Annotated in this window: 9 protein-coding genes; 3 read left to right on the forward strand and 6 right to left on the reverse strand. The window is 66.0% G+C overall.

Features of this window, described 5'->3' with window-relative positions:
- Positions 1–16 precede the first annotated feature (16 nt).
- The 4 genes from V9L21_RS09570 to V9L21_RS09585 all read right to left on the reverse strand — a co-directional run bounded on the left by V9L21_RS09570 (position 17) and on the right by V9L21_RS09585 (position 4,019).
- Positions 17–979, reverse strand: coding sequence for an isoaspartyl peptidase/L-asparaginase family protein (locus V9L21_RS09570; RefSeq protein WP_337311253.1), 963 nt, complete (start codon positions 977–979; stop codon positions 17–19).
- The gene (locus V9L21_RS09575; protein ID WP_337311255.1) at positions 976–1,938 is read right to left on the reverse strand and encodes a MurR/RpiR family transcriptional regulator; all 963 of its coding nucleotides are present in this window, start codon (positions 1,936–1,938) and stop codon (positions 976–978) included. The genes V9L21_RS09570 and V9L21_RS09575 overlap by 4 nt, the downstream gene beginning before the upstream one ends.
- Positions 1,939–2,095: 157 nt before the next feature.
- A complete protein-coding gene (locus V9L21_RS09580) occupies positions 2,096–2,548 on the reverse strand; it encodes a GNAT family N-acetyltransferase (protein ID WP_337311257.1) in 453 nt (150 codons plus the stop codon).
- 76 nt (positions 2,549–2,624) lie between these two features.
- Positions 2,625–4,019: a TolC family outer membrane protein gene (locus V9L21_RS09585; protein ID WP_337311259.1), complete on the reverse strand. Its 1,395-nt coding sequence runs from the start codon at positions 4,017–4,019 to the stop codon at positions 2,625–2,627.
- Positions 4,020–4,216: 197 nt separating this feature from the next.
- Here V9L21_RS09585 and V9L21_RS09590 point away from each other — a divergent pair, with 197 nt between their 5' ends.
- The 3 genes from V9L21_RS09590 to V9L21_RS09600 all read left to right on the forward strand — a co-directional run bounded on the left by V9L21_RS09590 (position 4,217) and on the right by V9L21_RS09600 (position 14,293).
- Entirely contained in the window at positions 4,217–11,155 is a 6,939-nt protein-coding gene (locus V9L21_RS09590) for a peroxidase family protein (RefSeq protein ID WP_337311260.1), read from the forward strand.
- A gap of 67 nt (positions 11,156–11,222) precedes the next feature.
- Complete coding sequence (locus V9L21_RS09595; protein ID WP_337311262.1) at positions 11,223–12,929, forward strand: type I secretion system permease/ATPase; 1,707 nt, start codon at positions 11,223–11,225, stop codon at positions 12,927–12,929.
- A 98-nt stretch (positions 12,930–13,027) separates the two neighbouring features.
- Entirely contained in the window at positions 13,028–14,293 is a 1,266-nt protein-coding gene (locus tag V9L21_RS09600) for an HlyD family type I secretion periplasmic adaptor subunit (RefSeq protein ID WP_337311264.1), read from the forward strand.
- Here V9L21_RS09600 and V9L21_RS09605 read toward each other — a convergent pair.
- Both V9L21_RS09605 and V9L21_RS09610 read right to left on the reverse strand, forming a co-directional pair.
- Positions 14,236–15,702, reverse strand: a complete 1,467-nt coding sequence (locus V9L21_RS09605; protein ID WP_337311265.1) for an ATP-binding protein — start codon at positions 15,700–15,702, stop codon at positions 14,236–14,238. The genes V9L21_RS09600 and V9L21_RS09605 overlap by 58 nt on opposite strands.
- Positions 15,695–16,372, reverse strand: coding sequence for a response regulator transcription factor (locus V9L21_RS09610; protein ID WP_337311267.1), 678 nt, complete (start codon positions 16,370–16,372; stop codon positions 15,695–15,697). The genes V9L21_RS09605 and V9L21_RS09610 overlap by 8 nt, the downstream gene beginning before the upstream one ends.
- Between the last annotated feature and the right edge of the window lie 89 nt (positions 16,373–16,461).

Below are 16,461 nucleotides of genomic sequence, written 5' to 3' on the forward strand. Positions count from 1 at the left end.
AGAGGATGCGTGCGCGTCAGGCGAAGATGGCCGTCACGGGGGCTTCGTCGCCGCGGGCATGGCCGCGGTACATGCCTTCGCTGTTGAAGGCGAGGCTCAGGTTGCCGTGGCGGTCGATGGCGATCAGCCCGCCCGTGCCGCCGATGGCGGGTAGCGACTGGTGCACCACGGCACGGGTGGCGTCTTCGAGCGTGGCGCCGCCGTAGGCCATGCGCGCACAAACGTCGTAGGCGGCCGAAACGCGGATGAACATTTCGCCGCTGCCGGTGCAAGAGACGGCGGCGGTGCGGTCGTCCGCATAGGTGCCGGCGCCGATCAGCGGGGTGTCGCCGATGCGGCCGACGCGCTTGTTGGTCATGCCGCCGGTCGAGGTGGCCGCGGCCAGGTGGCCGTGCATGTCGAGCGCCACGGCGCCCACGGTGCCGAACTTCTTGTCTTCGTCCAGCGGCGGCGTCATGGCGGCGCCTTCGTGGTCGGTCACCACGCGTCCGGTGTCGCGCACGCGGTAGAGCTGCTGGCGGCGCGCTTCGGTCGAAAAGAAAAAGGGCTCGACCATTTCGAGCCCGCGCTCGCGCGCAAAGGCTTCGGCGCCCGCACCGGCCAGCAGCACATGGGCGCCGTCTTCGAGCACGGCGCGCGCGGCGCGCACCGGGCGGCGAATGTGGCAGACGCCGGCAATCGCGCCCGCCGCCAGCGTTGCGCCGTCCATCACGGCGGCATCGAGCTCATGGGTTTCGTCGTGCGTGAAAACCGCACCGTGGCCCGCGTTGAAGAGCGGGCACTCTTCGAGCAGTTCGACCGCGAGGCAGGTGGCGTCGAGCGCGGACGCGCCCTTGAGCAGCGCTGCCTGCGCGGCGCGCACGATGTTCTGCAGCGCGTCGTGATAGGCCTGCGCCTGCGCCGCGCTGGTGGTTGCGGCGCTGATGGTTCCGGCCCCGCCGTGAATGGCAATGACCGGGATGTTGCTGCTGTTCTTCATGAGGAGGATTTCTTCTTTTTCTTGCGGGCGCCGGCTGGGGCGGTGCTGGCGGGTTGCGCGGCAAATTCCGCCCGCGCCAGGCCCTGTGCGCCATGCAGCCAGGGGCGCACCGCCTGCAGGATGCGGCTCGCGGACTGCACCGCGCGGGGCGCACGCAGCGCCACCGCGCTGGTCAGCGCCTCGATCAATGCGAGCACGCTGGTTTCGCAGTTCGGCCGGTAGCTGGTTTCGGTCTGGCAATAGAGCGCCACGTCGGCCAGCGGCGCCAGCGGCGAACTCGGCCTGTCGGTCAGCGCCAGCACGGCGCAGCCCTGGCCGCGCGCAATCTGCGCCAGCGCCACGGTATCGGTGAGGTAGCGCGGAAAGGTGAGGCCGATGAACAGGTCCTGCGGCCCCGCATGCATGAGCGTGCGCGCGGCATGGGTCACGCCGCTCACGCTGGAGAGCATTCGCACGTCGTTGCAGCTGCCGTCCAGGCCGTGCTGCAACAGCCCCGCCAGCCATGCGCTGGCACCAAAGCCGCCGATGTACACCGACCGCGCCTTCAGGATGCGCTGCACCGCGGCCTCGCAGGCGGCGTAGTCCAGCGACTGGCGCGTGGCTTCGATGTTGCGGCGGCTCTCGTCGAGCGCAGTGGCAAACACCTCGGCCACCGTGGTCGGATGCTCGAGGTTGCCGCGCAGGCGCTCCACCGGCGCCACCAATGATTCGAAGCCGCGCACGAGCTCGGCCCTGAAGGTGGCGTAGCCGTCGAAGTCCAACGCCCGGGCAAAACGGTTGGCCGTGGCAACCGATACGCCCACCAGTGCAGCAAGCTCATCGATGGGCAGCGTGGCGACCTGCAGCGGGTGCTCCAGCACGTAGTCGGCCACCTGGCGATGCGACCGCGTCAGCCGCGGCAACGCCTGCGCAATGCGCTGGGCCACGGTGGTGCCGGTGGTGTCTACGTTGGTGCTCATTCGTGGGGCCGTGCACTCCGAAGGGGAGTGTTTGATGTAAATCAGTTTACAAATATAAGACAAAAAAGAAAATTTTCTGTCATTTTTGATCGAATGAGCAAATTTCGGGCCCGCGAGGGGTCGATGCGAGAGGGGCGCGAAGATCGCCGGCCTGCGGCTAGGCGGCGCTTTTTTCCATGAACACGCTGAACGGATCGTCCGGGTAGCTCCCGAACGGGCCGCGCTTCACGTAGCCCGCGCTGGCGTAGAAAGCCAGCGCTTCCGGCTGGCTGATGCCGGTCTCGAGCGTGAATCGCGTGCATCCCTTGCCGAGCGCTTCGCTTTCCAGAAAGCCCAGCACTTTTGCGGCAATGCCTCGCCCGCGGTTTTCCGGCCGCACGAACATCCGCTTGAGCTCGCCGTATGCGGGCTCCAGCACCATGGCGCCGCAGCCGACGGCCGTTCCGCACTCGTCGCGCGCAACCGCAAACAACACATGCGCTGCCGACAGCGCGGCAATGTCGATGCCGTAGTGGCACTCGGGCGGATAGAGCGGCTTCTGGTAGGCGTCGAGTGCTTCGATGAGCTGGACGACTTCGGGCTGGTCGGGGTGTTCGAGGGCAATGTTCATGCGGAGGATTCTCTGGACTCCGCGAATCTTATTGAACCCCGGCCGCGCGTCGGCCTCGCGCCGCCATTCGCCGGGGCTATCGCGGATGCGTGACAGGGGCGGCGCTGTCGACCGCCGGCCTGCCATCGAGCGCCAAAGTGGCATTGAGCGCCGCAAGTGCATCGGCCGTGAGCGAGCCGTTCGCCTGGCGCAGGCGCAGGTCGCCCAGCAGCACGTTGTAGCGTGCCTGCGCCAGGTCGCGCTTGGTCTGGTAAAGCTGGCTCTGCGCATTGAGCACGTCGATGTTGATGCGCACGCCCACCCGGTAGCCCATGCGGTTGGCGTCCAGGGCCACCTGGCTCGATGCTTCGGCCGCCTCGAGCGCCTTCACCTGGCTGGCACCCGACACCAGGCCGAGGTAGGCGGCACGGGTCGAGACAGAAACGCTGCGGCGCGCGTTTTCCAGTGAGGCGCGCGATTGGTCTTCGAGCGCCAGCGTCTCGCGCACGCGGTTCTCGGTTGCGAAACCGGCGTATAGCGGCATGTTGAAGACCACGCCTATGCTGGCCCCGGCCACACGCACCTTGTCCGACGATGCGCTGGGCGAATTGCCTGGCGGATTGGTGCTGACGTTGTAGCCCAGCTGGGCGTCGATCGTCGGCTTGTGCCCGGCCTCGGCCTTGCGGACCTCGAGCGTTGCAACCTCCACCGCGAGGGCCGCCTGAACGATGGCCGGATGCGCGGCCTCGGCCTGCGCAAGCCAGCTACCCACGTCGCCCGGTGCCAGCCCGGGGAGCACCACCGGCGCGGCGAGCTGCACCGGCACGCTGCCCACCTGCCCGACGAGTTGGTCGAGGATGAGCTTCTTGACCTGCAGGTCGTTCTCGGCCGCAATTTCCTGCGCAATGACGAGGTCGTAGCGGGCCTGGGCTTCGCGCGCGTCGGTGATGGTCGATGTGCCGACTTCGAAATTGCGTTTGGCAAAGGCGAGCTGTTCGGCCACCGCCGCCTTTTGCGCCCGCACCAGCGCCAGGGTGTCGTGGCTTGCGAGCACATCGAAATAGGCCTGGCTCACGCGCACGATGAGATCCTGCTCGGCCAGCGTCAGCTGTGTCCGTGCGATCTCTTCGTGCCGCTTGCCTTGCTCGTATGCGGCCCAGTTGGCGGGGCGATACAGAGGCTGGATCAGGTTGATGCCGATGTTTCGCGCGCTGACGCCCCGCGTGAACGCGGCATTGCCGGCAGACACGTCCTGCTCGGTGAAAGAGGCCCCCGCCGTGAGGTTGACGACCGGCAGCACCCCAGCGCGCGCCTGTGCCGCCCTGGCCACGCTCGCGTCGTACTGGGCGCGCGCACCTTGGTAGACGGCGTCGTAGCTGCGCGCTGACTGGTACAGCTCCACCAGGCTTTGTGCCGATGCAGGCGCAGCGGCCAGCGCCAGCATCAGCGCGAACGGCTTGCTCGCCGATGCAGCGCGGCTTGTGGTTTGCATTTTTCGCTCCTCCGGATGTTGATCTTCTGCGGACCGTCATCACTCGCCTGAAGCCGCGCCCCTGTGCGCGAGACGCTTCAGTGTGTCGCTCGAAATTACTACCATTTCCTTAAGGCGATCTTAAGAGTGGGGACAAAGACTCGTCCGTGGCGGAACGAACGCTTTCAACCATTCCCACCACACAGAGGAGCCGCGCCATGTCAGTCACTGTCAATCAAGCAGACCTCGAGTTCATCCTTGCGCAGATCAAGATCGCAGAGGCGCATGCCGCAGGGCAGCCGTTGTTCGGGCCAGGAGGCCTGGTGCCTGCGTACAACGTCAGCTGGGGTTTGCGTACGGTCGATGGCACGTACAACAACCTGCTTCATGAAACGTGGGGCGCGGCGGACCAGCAGTTCCCGTCGCTGATGGACCCGGTGTACCGGCCTGCGGACGGCACGCTGTTCGATCCCGACGGGCCGGGCCCCGCACCCGCAATGCCGACGTCGGCGACCTATGCCCCGAGCAACGACCCGAACTCGCTCGTCTTCGACTCCAGCCTGCGCACCATCTCCAACCTGCTGGTCGACCAGACCCTGGGCAACCCGGCCGCGATCCTGACTGCCCTGGACCGCGCCGGATCGGCCGACTCCATGGCCGACCTTGCGGCCATCACCGTCATCTACCAGGCCTTCAAGCCCGCTTCCGATGCCGAGTACCAGGCCCGCGTCATTGCGCAGAACGCCCGGGCCGATGCGGAGGAACTCGGCGACGGCGACCCCAACACGCCTCCAACGCCGGAGGAGCAGGCCGCCCTCGACGCGGCGGCCGCCGCCGACGCGGACCATGCATTGACAGTCACCGCGCTGGAAGACGCCCGCGCGGTACGCGACGCCGCCGTCGCGCCCTACGGCATCGTGATGGAAGGCGACAACGTCAGCCTGCCCAACATCTCCCCGGACGTCGGCCTCTCGGCGTCTTTCAATTCATGGTTCACCCTCTTCGGCCAGTTCTTCGACCACGGCCTCGACCTCGTCAACAAGGGCGGCAGCGGCACGGTCTTCATTCCCCTGCAGCCGGACGATCCGCTTTATGTTCCCGGCAGCAACACCAACTTCATGGTGCTGACGCGCGCCACTGTTTCCGCCGGACAAGACGGCATCATGGGAACGGCCGACGACGTCGGGCCGGTGAACACCACCACATCGTTCGTCGATCAGAACCAGACCTACACCTCCCATTCCTCGCATCAGGTGTTCCTGCGGCAGTACGAGTTGAATGACCTGGGCGTGCCGGTTGCAACCGGCAAGCTGATCGAAGGCGGCAACGGCGGCATGGCGACGTGGGGCGAGGTAAAGGCGCAAGCGCTGCTCCTGGGCATCCAGCTGACCGACTTCGACGTGGGCAGCGTGCCCTTGCTCAGAACGGACCAGTACGGCAACTTCATTCCCGACCCGGTGACCGGCTTTGCGCAGGTCATCACGGGCATCGGCGTCGACGGCATTCCGAACACGGCAGACGACATCGTGGTGTCCGGCACGCCGGGCAGCCCCGTCAATCCGACGACGGCACTGGCGCTTCGCACCGGCCATGCCTTCCTGGCCGACATCGCGCACGAAGCCGTTCCCATCGGCAAGATCGCCGACGGCGACATCACCATCGGCTTGGGCAACCCGGGCAACGGAGACGCCGAGTACGACAACGAACTCCTCGACGCTCACTTCATCGCCGGCGACGGCCGCGTGAACGAGAACATCGGCCTCACCGCGGTTCACCATGTCTTCCATGCCGAGCACAACCGCATGGTCGATCACAACAAGGAAGTCATTCTTTCCACCGCGGCGGGCGGGGATCTGGCCTTCCTCAACGAATGGCTGCTCGAAGACGTTGCGGCTTTGCCTGTGGACCTCAGCACGCTGGTCTGGGATGGCGAGCGCCTGTTCCAGTCCGCCAAGTTCACCACCGAGATGCAATACCAGCACCTGGTGTTCGAGGAGTTCGCGCGCAAGGTGCAGCCGCAAATCAATGCGTTCGTCGTTCCGGACGGCTTCGACGTGACCATCGACCCTTCGATCGTTGCCGAGTTTGCGCACGTCGTCTACCGATTCGGGCACTCGATGCTCACCGAGACTATCGATCGCTTCGACCCGAATTTCAACCCGAATGACATCGGCCTGATCGAGGGCTTCCTCAATCCGGTGGCGTTCGACTCCGGCCACACGATCACCGACGAAATCGCCGCCGGCGCGATCATCCGAGGCATGACGCGGCAGGTGGGCAACGAGATCGACGAGTTCGTGACCAGTGCGCTGCGCAACAACTTGCTGGGGCTTCCGCTCGACCTGGCGACCATCAACCTGGCGCGGGGACGCGACACGGGCGTGCCGTCGCTCAACGCCGCCCGGCGCGAGTTCTACAACGCAACCAACAACGCCGCCGAACTGCGGCCGTACGACAGCTGGGTGGACTTTGCCGGCAATCTCAAGCACGAAGCGTCGATCATCAATTTCATCGCCGCCTACGGCACGCACCAGCTCATCACCGGGCAGACCACCATCGAGGGAAAGCGCGACGCGGCGCTGACGATCATCACGGGCGCCTCGGTCGGGGGGCTGCTGGTACCCGAGGACGCGGTCGACTTCCTCAACGGCACGGGTGCCTGGACCAGCAACGCCAATGGGGTCACCATCACCGGCCTGGACAACGTCGACCTGTGGATCGGCGGCTTGGCCGAAAAGATCCTTCCGTTCGGCGGCATGCTTGGCTCGACCTTCAACTTCGTGTTCGAGAACCAGATGGAGAGCTTGCAGAACGGCGATCGCTTCTACTATCTGCAGCGGCTCGACGGCTTGCACCTGTTCGGCGAAATGGAGAACAACTCCTTCGCTGAAATGATCATGACCAACACGAACGCGACGCACCTGCCGTCAGACGTGTTCTCGACCCCGGGCCTGGCGCTCGAGGTGGACATCGCAAGGCAGTTCAACGACCTGGACGGCGACGGCGACCTGGAGAGCACCGACCCGGTAGGCGGCGGGATCCTGACGCCGCTGGTGGTTCGCAACAACCCCGGCACGGTCGGGCCGGACACCAACTACCTCAGGTATACGGGCGACCAGCACGTGGTGCTCGGCGGCACCGAGGGCAACGACATCATCATTGCGAGCGAGGGCGACGACACCATTCACGGCGACGGCGGAAACGACAACCTCGAAGGCGGCGCCGGCAACGACATCATCAATGCCGGGGCGGGCGACGACATCGTCAGGGACCTGGGCGGCGACGACAACATCAAGGCCGGCGACGGCAACGACGTGGTCCATGGCGGCCCGGGCCTCGACCTGATCATGGGCGGCAAGGGGCAGGACTTCATCGTCCTGGGCACCGATGCGGGCTCGGAAGTCTTCGCGGGTGAAGGCAACGACTTCATCCTCGGCAGCAAGAACGCCGAGCGCATTCTCGGCAATGAGGGCGACGACTGGATCGAGACCGGAACCTTCGACGGTGCGCCCGGCGACAGTTTCGACGAGATCTTCGCAAAAGACGGCATCGTCGGCCACGACGTGTTCCTGGGCGATGGCGGTTTCGATGAGTTCATTGCCGAGGGCGGCGACGACATCATGGTGGGCAGCCCGGGCCGCGGCAAGCTGGCCGGCATGTCGGGCTGGGACTGGGTGACCTACAAGGACAACACAGCCTTCGTCGATGCCGACCTGACGCGCGGCATCGTGTTCGACGAGAACCCGACGCCACCCCAGAACGGAACGCTGGATGCCTACGAATCGGTAGAAGGCCTTTCGGGCACGCGGTTCAACGACGTGCTCACCGGCGCCGACACTATTGCCGACGAGCGGCTTCCGTTCGCACAGGGCGGCACCGAGGGCTACACCGGCAGCAGGCTCGACGCGGCCGGCATCGCGCGCATTGCGGGCCTGCAGGCCGTGCTGGGCGCCGGAGTCACCAGCTACATGGCGGGCGACATCATCCTTGGCGGCGACGGCAGCGACCTCATCATGGGCCGCGGTGGCGACGACATCATCGACGGCGACAAGTGGCTCGACGTGCAGATCGGCGTCTACGCCGCCAACGACCCCAATCACACCGGCACCCCGATCGCGCTGCACAGCAGCATGAAGACGCTGGTCAACTCGATGTTCGCGGGCACCATCAACCCCGGCCAGCTGGCGATCGTCCGCTCGATCAAGTCGGACGCCGACGCTGTTGCCGACATCGACACCGTCGCCTACCTGGGGCCGCTGGCCAACTACGCCTTCGGCACCGACGCCAACGGCAGGCTCACCGTGACCGACATCGGGATAGATGCGACCGAGGGCACCGACACGCTGAGCGGCATCGAGCGGCTTCAGTTCACCGACGCCACGCTTGGCATCATCTCGGGCACGGCCGGCGCCGACACGCTGAACGGCACCGCGGGCAACGATCTGCTGCTGGGGCTGGGCGGCAACGACACGCTCAACGGACTCGCCGGGGACGACGTGCTGGTGGGCGGGGCGGGTAACGACACGCTCAACGGCGGCCTGGGGAACGACACCTACGTATTTGGCCTTGCGGACGGAAGCGACACCATCAACGAGCCCGTCAACGCGACAAGCGGAGGAACGGCCGACCGCATCGTCATTCAGGCCGGCGGCGCGGCGCTCACGGGGCTCAATGCGCAGGACAGTAGCGGCGCCTCGAACAACGGCAACCTCGTCATCAACTTCAACGGGCAGATGGTCACCGTCAACGGCCACTTCAACGGCACGGACGCGCAGACTGGCGTGGAGCGCATCAACTTCAACGACGGCAGCTTTGCGGGCTACCTGCTCGGCGCGGACGACTACCTGGTCAGCAGGGCTGATCCGTTCGGTGCCAGGAATCTTGGCGCCTCGACGGCCAACAACTTCATCGCCGGCGAGCAAGGCGTGGACGATGTGATCATCGGAGGCAGCGGCAACGACCTGATCTTCGGCGGCACCGGCGACAACAACTTGAGCGGCGGGCTCGGCGACGACCTGCTGGTGGGCGGCTCGGGCATTGGCGACAACGACGTGCTCGACGGCGGCCTGGATGCGGACACGATGGTCGGCCTGGCGGGCAACGACACCTACATCGTGGATGACGTGGGCGACGTGGTCGTCGAGGCGGTGGGTGCAGGCACGGACGAAGTCGAGACCGAGATGACCGTCTACTCGCTGGAGCTTGTCGACAACGTGGAGAACCTGACCTACACCGGCATCGACGCCGACCCGTTCGTCGGAACCGGCAATGCCCTGAACAACGTCATCAGCGGCGGCGACCTGGCCGACACGCTGAGCGGACTTGGCGGCAACGACACCTTGAACGGCGGCCTGGGCATCGACACGCTCCTGGGTGGTGACGGCAACGACACGCTCAACGGCGGGGACGACGACGATCTGCTGGCCGGCGGCATCGGCAACGACACGCTGAATGGCAACGACGGCAACGACCTGCTGGACGGCGGCGTCGGCAACGACGCGATGAACGGTGGGGCGGGCGACGACACCTTCGTGGTGGACAGCGCAACCGACACGGTCATAGAGGGCGCAGGTGGCGGCACCGATACCGTGCAGTCGACCGTCACGTACACCATCACCGATGCGGACGTGGAGAACCTCACCCTGCTTGGCACCGGCAACATCAACGGCACCGGCAACGGGGCAGCCAACGTGATCACCGGCAACGCAGGCAACAACGTGCTGACGGGCGGCGCCGGCAGCGACACCGCGAGCTATGCCACGGCAACGGCGGGCGTCACGGTGTCGCTGGCCATTGCGGCGGCGCAGGCCACCGGCGGGGCGGGCAGCGACACGCTCTCGAGCATCGAGAACCTGGTGGGAAGCGCCTTCGCCGACTCGCTGACGGCGAGCGGAACCGCGGGGCTCGGCGTCGCCAACCTGCTGAGCGGCGGAGCGGGCAACGACACGCTGAGCGCAACAGTGGACAACGTGCGCGACACGCTGGACGGCGGCGCCAACACCGACACCGCCAACTACTCGGCCTACACGGCGGCACTCACGGTGAACCTGGGCGGCGCGGCGCCGATCATCGTCGGGGGCTCCGGCAACAATGCGGCCAACTCCGACGTGCTGGTATCTGTGGAGAACTTCACCGGCGGCGCCGGCGCCGACACCATCTCCGGCAGCACGGCCGCGAATGTCCTGAACGGCGGCTTAGGTAACGATACCTTCAACTACGCGATCGGCGGCGGCGCCGACACCATTGACGGCGGCGGCGGCACCGACACGTTGAATATCGTGGGCGTGGCCAACAACGATGTGCTGGATGTCGTCTACAACGGCGCCATCACCTCGGTTGAGGGCGGCACCGTCACCGGCGTCGAGTCGATCACGGCCAACCTTGGCGGCAATGCCGACACGCTCTCGTATGGAACCTCCGCAACGGCGGTCACCGTCAACCTGCAGGCGGGCACGGCGTCGGGCTTCACGTCCATTGCCAGCATCCTGAACGTGACGGGCGGCTCCGGCAACGACACGTTGACGGGCGGCGCCGGAGCCAACACCCTCAACGGCGGAGCGGGCAACGACATCATCAACGGCGGCGTCGGTGGCGACATCTTCATCGGCGGGATCGGTGCCGACACCATCAACTCGGGGGTGGCGAACGACAACGCGCAGGACATCTTCAGGTTCAGCGCGGCCGATGAGTTCGGCGACGTGGTCAGCAACTTCGACGCCAACGGACCGACCGCGGCAGGGGACGACCGCATCGAGTTCACCGGAGCGCTCAACACTGCGTGGGACGACGGCAACGGCAACGACAACTTCCTGTTTGCTTCGGGCAACGGCTCTGGCGGCACGGTGAACGTCACGGTCGGGCAGGGCAACGCCGACATCGAAGCCTTGCTGCTGACCGGTACCGGCGGTGAAGGTGTCACCACGGCCAACCTCGGCAACGCGGCGTTGGTTTCGGCGGCATTCAACGCCGAGTTCGCCATTACCGCGGGCGCCGGCGAAGACGCGCTGCTGGTCATCAACGACACCAACGGCAACAGCTTCTCGCTGTGGCAATGGGTGCAGGCCGGCGGAGGGGAAACGTCGGCTGGAGAACTGACGCTGATCGGCACCTTCAGCGCCAACGCGGCGGTGGTGGCGGCCAACTTCGACTTCGCCTGACCGGCAAAGCAAGGCACGGAGCAGGGCGCGCGAGCGCCTTGCTCCGCATACTGGAGGAGACAAGAACATGAAGCCGATCTGGGCCGAGATGAGACCGCTGTTGTTCAACATGGGGCTCTTCTCGTTCGTCATCAATCTGCTGTACCTGGTGCCTGCGCTCTTCATGCTGCAGGTGTTCGACCGGGTGATTCCCACCAACAGCCGCGAGACGCTGTGGGTGCTGCTGGCCGGCGTGGGCGCTGCGCTGGCCATCCTGTTCGTGCTGGACTACGTGCGCCTGCGCCTGCAGCACCTGAGCGGCAACATCGTCGACGAGCGGCTCTCGCCGCCGGTGGTGCACGCGGTCGTCGTTGCCACGGCCCGCTCGCCGCTGAGTGCGAGGCCGGATGCAATGCGCGACATCGCGACGCTGCGTGGCTTGTTCTCGGCCAACGGGTTGACGGCGCTGATGGATGCGCCATGGATCGTGGTCTATGTGGCCGTCATCGCCTTCTTCCACCCGGCCCTGGGCCTGGGGGCCGCAGGCGCCGCCATTGTGATGATTGGCCTGGCCTGGCTCAACGACCGGATGAGCCGCAAGGCATTGGACGCGGTGCAGAAGGAAACGCGCAGCGCGTCGCGCTACGTGGAAGGATCGCTGCGCAACGCGGAGGTGCTGCAGGCCATGGGCATGACCGAGCGCCTGCTCGCCCGCTGGCGCAAGCAGCAGGACGAGGCGCTGGCGCTGCAGGGCACCACCAGCCATTCGAGCGTGATGTTCAGCGCCGCTTCGCGGTTTCTGCGCCAGGGCGTGCAGGTCATGATGATGTCGATCGGCGCCTACCTGGTGCTCACGCAGTCGGCTTCGGCGGGCGTGATGATCGCCACCACGGTATTGCTGGGCCGCGCCTTGCAGCCGGTGGAGCAGATCGTCGGCAGCTGGCGCGTGCTGAACGAGGCGCGCTCCGCCTATCGCCGCTTGCGCGATCTGTGCGGCCACTTCGACAAGGGCGAGCCGCAGATGTCGCTGCCCCGGCCGATGGGTGAACTGCGCGTGGAGGGCGTATCGTTGCGCCTGCCGGGCACCGAGAAGCTGGCGCTGACCGGCGTTTCCCTTAACCTCGCCGCCGGCGAGGCACTGGCCATCATCGGGGCGAGCGCAGCGGGAAAATCCACGCTGGCGCGGCTTCTGACCGGCATCTGGCAGCCGACCATCGGAAGCGTCAGACTGGACGGCGCCGATCTCTCAGCATGGCCGCGCAGCGAACTGGGCCCATGGATCGGCTATGTGCCGCAGGACGTGGAGCTGTTCGACGGCACGGTCTCCGACAACATCGGCCGGCTCTCCAAGCCCGACCCCAAGGCGGTGATCGCGGCCGCCAAGCGGGCCAACGCGCACGACATGATCCTGCAACTGCCGAAAGGCTACGACACGCCCATCGGTGAGGCCGGAGCGCGCCTGTCGCCAGGCCAGCGCCAACGCATTGCACTTGCGCGCGCGATGTATGGCGACGTGCGCCTGGTGGTGCTCGACGAACCGAACGCGAGCCTGGACGCGGAGGGCGAAATTGCGCTGGCGCACGCCCTCAGCAGCCTGCGCGCAGAGGGTGTGACTTCCATTGTGGTGACGCACCGCCCGTCGCTGGTCGCGCACGTGGACAAGATCCTCATCCTCGAGGCTGGGCAGGTGAAGCAGTTCGGGCCGGCTGGCGAGGTGATGAAGGCGATGCAGAAGCAATCGCAGGCCGCAGTCGCCGAACGCGAGCGCGAGCGTGAACGCGAGCGCACGGCATAGGACCCGAAAGGCAGGAACATATGACGCACGCACAAGCGCTCCCGCATGCCGGCAGGGCACCGAAACGAAAGACCAGCGATCAGCAGATCAGGCGTCTCATGAACATGGGGCTGTGGACGGTGCTGGGCATCGTCATCCCGTTGGGGGCGTGGGTCGGGCTCGCGCCGCTGGCAATGGCGGTGGTGGCACCGGCGCACGTCAAGGTCGACTTGAACCGGCGGCCCGTCCAGCATCTGGAAGGCGGCATCGTGAGGCAGGTGCTCGTTCGCGACGGACAAGTGGTGAAAGAAGGCGAACCGCTGATAGTCATCGGCGACGTGGGGGTGGACGCCGACCGCAACCGGCTCACCTATCGCCTTGCGGTAGAACGCACGGCATTGGAGCGGCTGGATGCGGAGCAGCGCCGCGCCGACAAGCTGGTGTTCTCCGAAAGCCTGCAGGCGGAAGCCCGCAAGGACACGCGCCTGCAGGATGCGATGGCCAAGGAATCGGCACTGTTCCACGCGCGCCGGCATTCGCTGCAGAGCGAGTTGGCGCTGATGCGGCAGTTGCGCCAGAGAGTGCAGCAGGAAATCGGGGCGCTGGAGGCGCAGGGCAGCAAGGCGCAGGAATCGCTGGCCCTGCAGCACCGCGATCTCGATGCCAATCGCGGCCTGGTGCAGGAGGGCTTCGTTTCATCGGCGCGGATCAACCAGATGGAAGCCTCGGTGGCCGACTACACATCCAAGCTGGAGGAGCGCCGCTCCGAGCTCGCACGCGGCCATGGACGGTTGATCGACGCCGACATCAAGAGCAATTCGATCGTCAACGAATACCTTCGCTCGGCGAGCGACCAGCTCAAGACGACGGTGGCGCGGGTGAGCGAGATCGAGCAGGAACTGCGCAAGTCCGACGATGCCACCACGCGCCAGGTGGTGCTGGCGCCGGCAGCCGGCGAGATCATCGATTTGAAGTTCACCTCGCCGGGTTCGGTCGTGCGGCCCGGTGAAACCATTGCGGAGATCGTGCCGAGCAACACGGCCCTGATGATCGAGGCGCAGATACGGCCCGAAGAAGTGAACAACGTCCTGATAGGGCAGCACGCCCGCATCAAGTTCACCGCGTTCAAGTACCGCAATGCCACGATGGTGTCGGGCAAGGTTACCTATGTATCGGGAGACCGGTTCACCGACAAGTCCACGCAGATGCCGTACTACAGCGTTTCGATCCTGGCGGACGCCGAGTCGGTGAAGGCGGTGGGCGACCTGAAGATGCAGGCCGGCATGCCTGCCGAGGTCTATATCGACGGCGGGTTCCAGACCGCGCTTCAGTACCTGTTGGAGCCGATCACGTCGACGTTGCGCAGGGCGGCGAGGCAGATGTGAACCACTTCGCTCCGGTCGGGCGCAGATGTTCCCGGGGCTGCCGTTGGAAACCGGACCGAGGCCCGCAGGCCGCCCAGCGGCGACTCGAGCAGCCGCACCGGCGCCTGATGCGCCTGCGCCACCGCGTGCACGATCGACAGCCCGAGGCCGACGCCATGCCCGTCGACGCGCCCGAGACGATTGAAGCGCTGAAACGCCTCCGCATGCCGGCTGGCGGGAATGCCGGGGCCCGAATCGTCGACGGTGAGTACAACCGCATGGCGGCCCCGCGCACTGCCCACTTCAATGCGTCCGCCGACGGGGGTGAAACGAATGGCGTTGACGATCAGGTTGCGCATCAGCAGATGCAGGCCGAGCTCTTCGGCCAGCAGCTCCCGCACCTCGAACCGCGTCTTCAGCGCCAGATCGCGCTGGGCCGCCGCAGGACCGAGGTCGGCCATCACGTCTCTGTAGACCTCTTCCAGGTTTACAAGGTTCAGGGCATGCCCGCCGGTCGCCGCAAGGCTGTCGATTCGCGCGAGATCGAGCAGCTGATCGAGAAGGTAGCTGGCCTGATCGATACCCGACATCAGATGCCGCAAGGAAGCCGACAGCTCTTGCGGCGAATCCGCGAGCGTGGAGGCCAGTTGGGCCTGCGCGCGCAGGCCGGCCAGCGGCGTGCGCATCTCGTGCGCCGCAATCACGGTGAAGTCGCGCTCGACCGACAACGCCTTTCTGAATCGCTCGAACAATGCATTGATCGAATCGACCATGGGTCTGAGTTCGGTAGGCGGGTCCTCGGCATTCAGTTCCGTGAGGTCGAGCGCGTGGCGTTCCCGAAGCTGTGAGGCGTAGCCCTCGACGGATCGAAGCGCACGGTGGAGGAACCACCAGGCACTCACGAAGATCAGGATGAGCGGGATCGCCAGGTAGGAAAGAAAGTACCTCGTGGTGGTGCCGATCGCGCCCTTGCGGTAGCCCACGCGCTCCGCGATCTGGACGATCATGCCGCCCTTTTTGGCCGCTTCCGAATAAGTCCTCACGCTCTCGCCATCCACGATTGCCTTGCCGAAGCCGCGCTCTGCAAGCGGCCGCATCGGGACGCCCGAGGGGGCCTTGTGGCTCTGAAGAAGCAGCCGTCCGTTGGGCGACCATATCTGGTAGTGATAGTGCGTGCCGAGCGTGTCGCCGGTTTCGTGGACGCCGTCGTCGTGTCCCTCCGCGGAGATCTCGGCGATTTCGTGATCCGCGAACGCCAGTGCCGTATGCGCCAGCGCAACAAGACGGGCATCCAGCACTTTCTCGTCGGAGAGGTGGTCGGCCCTGTACATGGCGGCAGCTGCCGCCAGCAGTGTGGCGGCGCATACGAAGAGCACGATTGCCGCCAGGCGGCGGCGCAGGGACCACGGGTCGCCCGACCGCTTATTCATTCCAGGTCTCTGGCCCGAGCTGGTAGCCGACGCCTCGCACCGTGAGGATGAGTTTGGGCGAAAACTTGCGGCGCAGGAAATGAACGTGGACCTCGACCGCATTGCTCTCGACCTCGACGTCGAAGGTGTAGAGCGCCTCTTCGAGCTGGGAGCGCGAAAGCACCTGGTTCTTGCGGCGCACCAGGATCTCCAGCAGCCAGAACTCCTTGTTGGTCAGCGGGACGACGTTGCCATGGAGCGTTGCCATGCGATGGGATGGGTGCAGCTTCAGCGGGCCGTGCTCCGGCTCTGCGGCACTGGGCGTCTTGCCGTTCACCCGGCGCAGCACGGCCCTGACCCGGGAGGCCACTTCGTCCAGGTCCAGCGGCTTGATCATGTAGTCGTCGGCACCCATGTCGAGCAGGCGCACCCGTTCCCGAATGCCGCAACGTGCCGTGATCACGATTACCGAAATGGGAATGCCGCGCGTTCGAATGCTCTTGAGCAATATGTCGCCGGTGACGTCGGGCAAGCCGAGGTCAAGCAGGACGCAGTCGTAGGTGCAGGAGGCGAGCGAAGCAAGAACGTCTTTTCCAAGGCGACTCCAGTCCACTGCGTAGCCCGTTCGAACCAGGCCTTTGTGAACCGCGCTTCCGAGCAGTTCGTTGTCTTCGACCAGGAGAAGGCGCATGCGGCACCGACGTGAATCGAACGCGGGTCAGCGCAAACGCCGCACGAACTCGACGAGCGAGGTTCGCACCGGGGGCACCACCGGATTCC

It is taken from the genome of Variovorax sp. CCNWLW235 (genome assembly GCF_037204085.1).
Lineage (GTDB): Bacteria > Pseudomonadota > Gammaproteobacteria > Burkholderiales > Burkholderiaceae_C > Variovorax.

Coding starts and splice junctions, on each gene's coding strand:
- V9L21_RS09600 (WP_337311264.1), top strand. CDS start 13,028: ATGAACATGGGGCTGTGGACGGTGCTGGGCATCGTCATCCCGTTGGGG.
- V9L21_RS09605 (WP_337311265.1), bottom strand. CDS start 15,702: ATGAATAAGCGGTCGGGCGACCCGTGGTCCCTGCGCCGCCGCCTGGCG.
- V9L21_RS09610 (WP_337311267.1), bottom strand. CDS start 16,372: ATGCGCCTTCTCCTGGTCGAAGACAACGAACTGCTCGGAAGCGCGGTT.
- V9L21_RS09595 (WP_337311262.1), top strand. CDS start 11,223: ATGAAGCCGATCTGGGCCGAGATGAGACCGCTGTTGTTCAACATGGGG.
- V9L21_RS09575 (WP_337311255.1), bottom strand. CDS start 1,938: ATGAGCACCAACGTAGACACCACCGGCACCACCGTGGCCCAGCGCATT.
- V9L21_RS09570 (WP_337311253.1), bottom strand. CDS start 979: ATGAAGAACAGCAGCAACATCCCGGTCATTGCCATTCACGGCGGGGCC.
- V9L21_RS09580 (WP_337311257.1), bottom strand. CDS start 2,548: ATGAACATTGCCCTCGAACACCCCGACCAGCCCGAAGTCGTCCAGCTC.
- V9L21_RS09585 (WP_337311259.1), bottom strand. CDS start 4,019: ATGCAAACCACAAGCCGCGCTGCATCGGCGAGCAAGCCGTTCGCGCTG.
- V9L21_RS09590 (WP_337311260.1), top strand. CDS start 4,217: ATGTCAGTCACTGTCAATCAAGCAGACCTCGAGTTCATCCTTGCGCAG.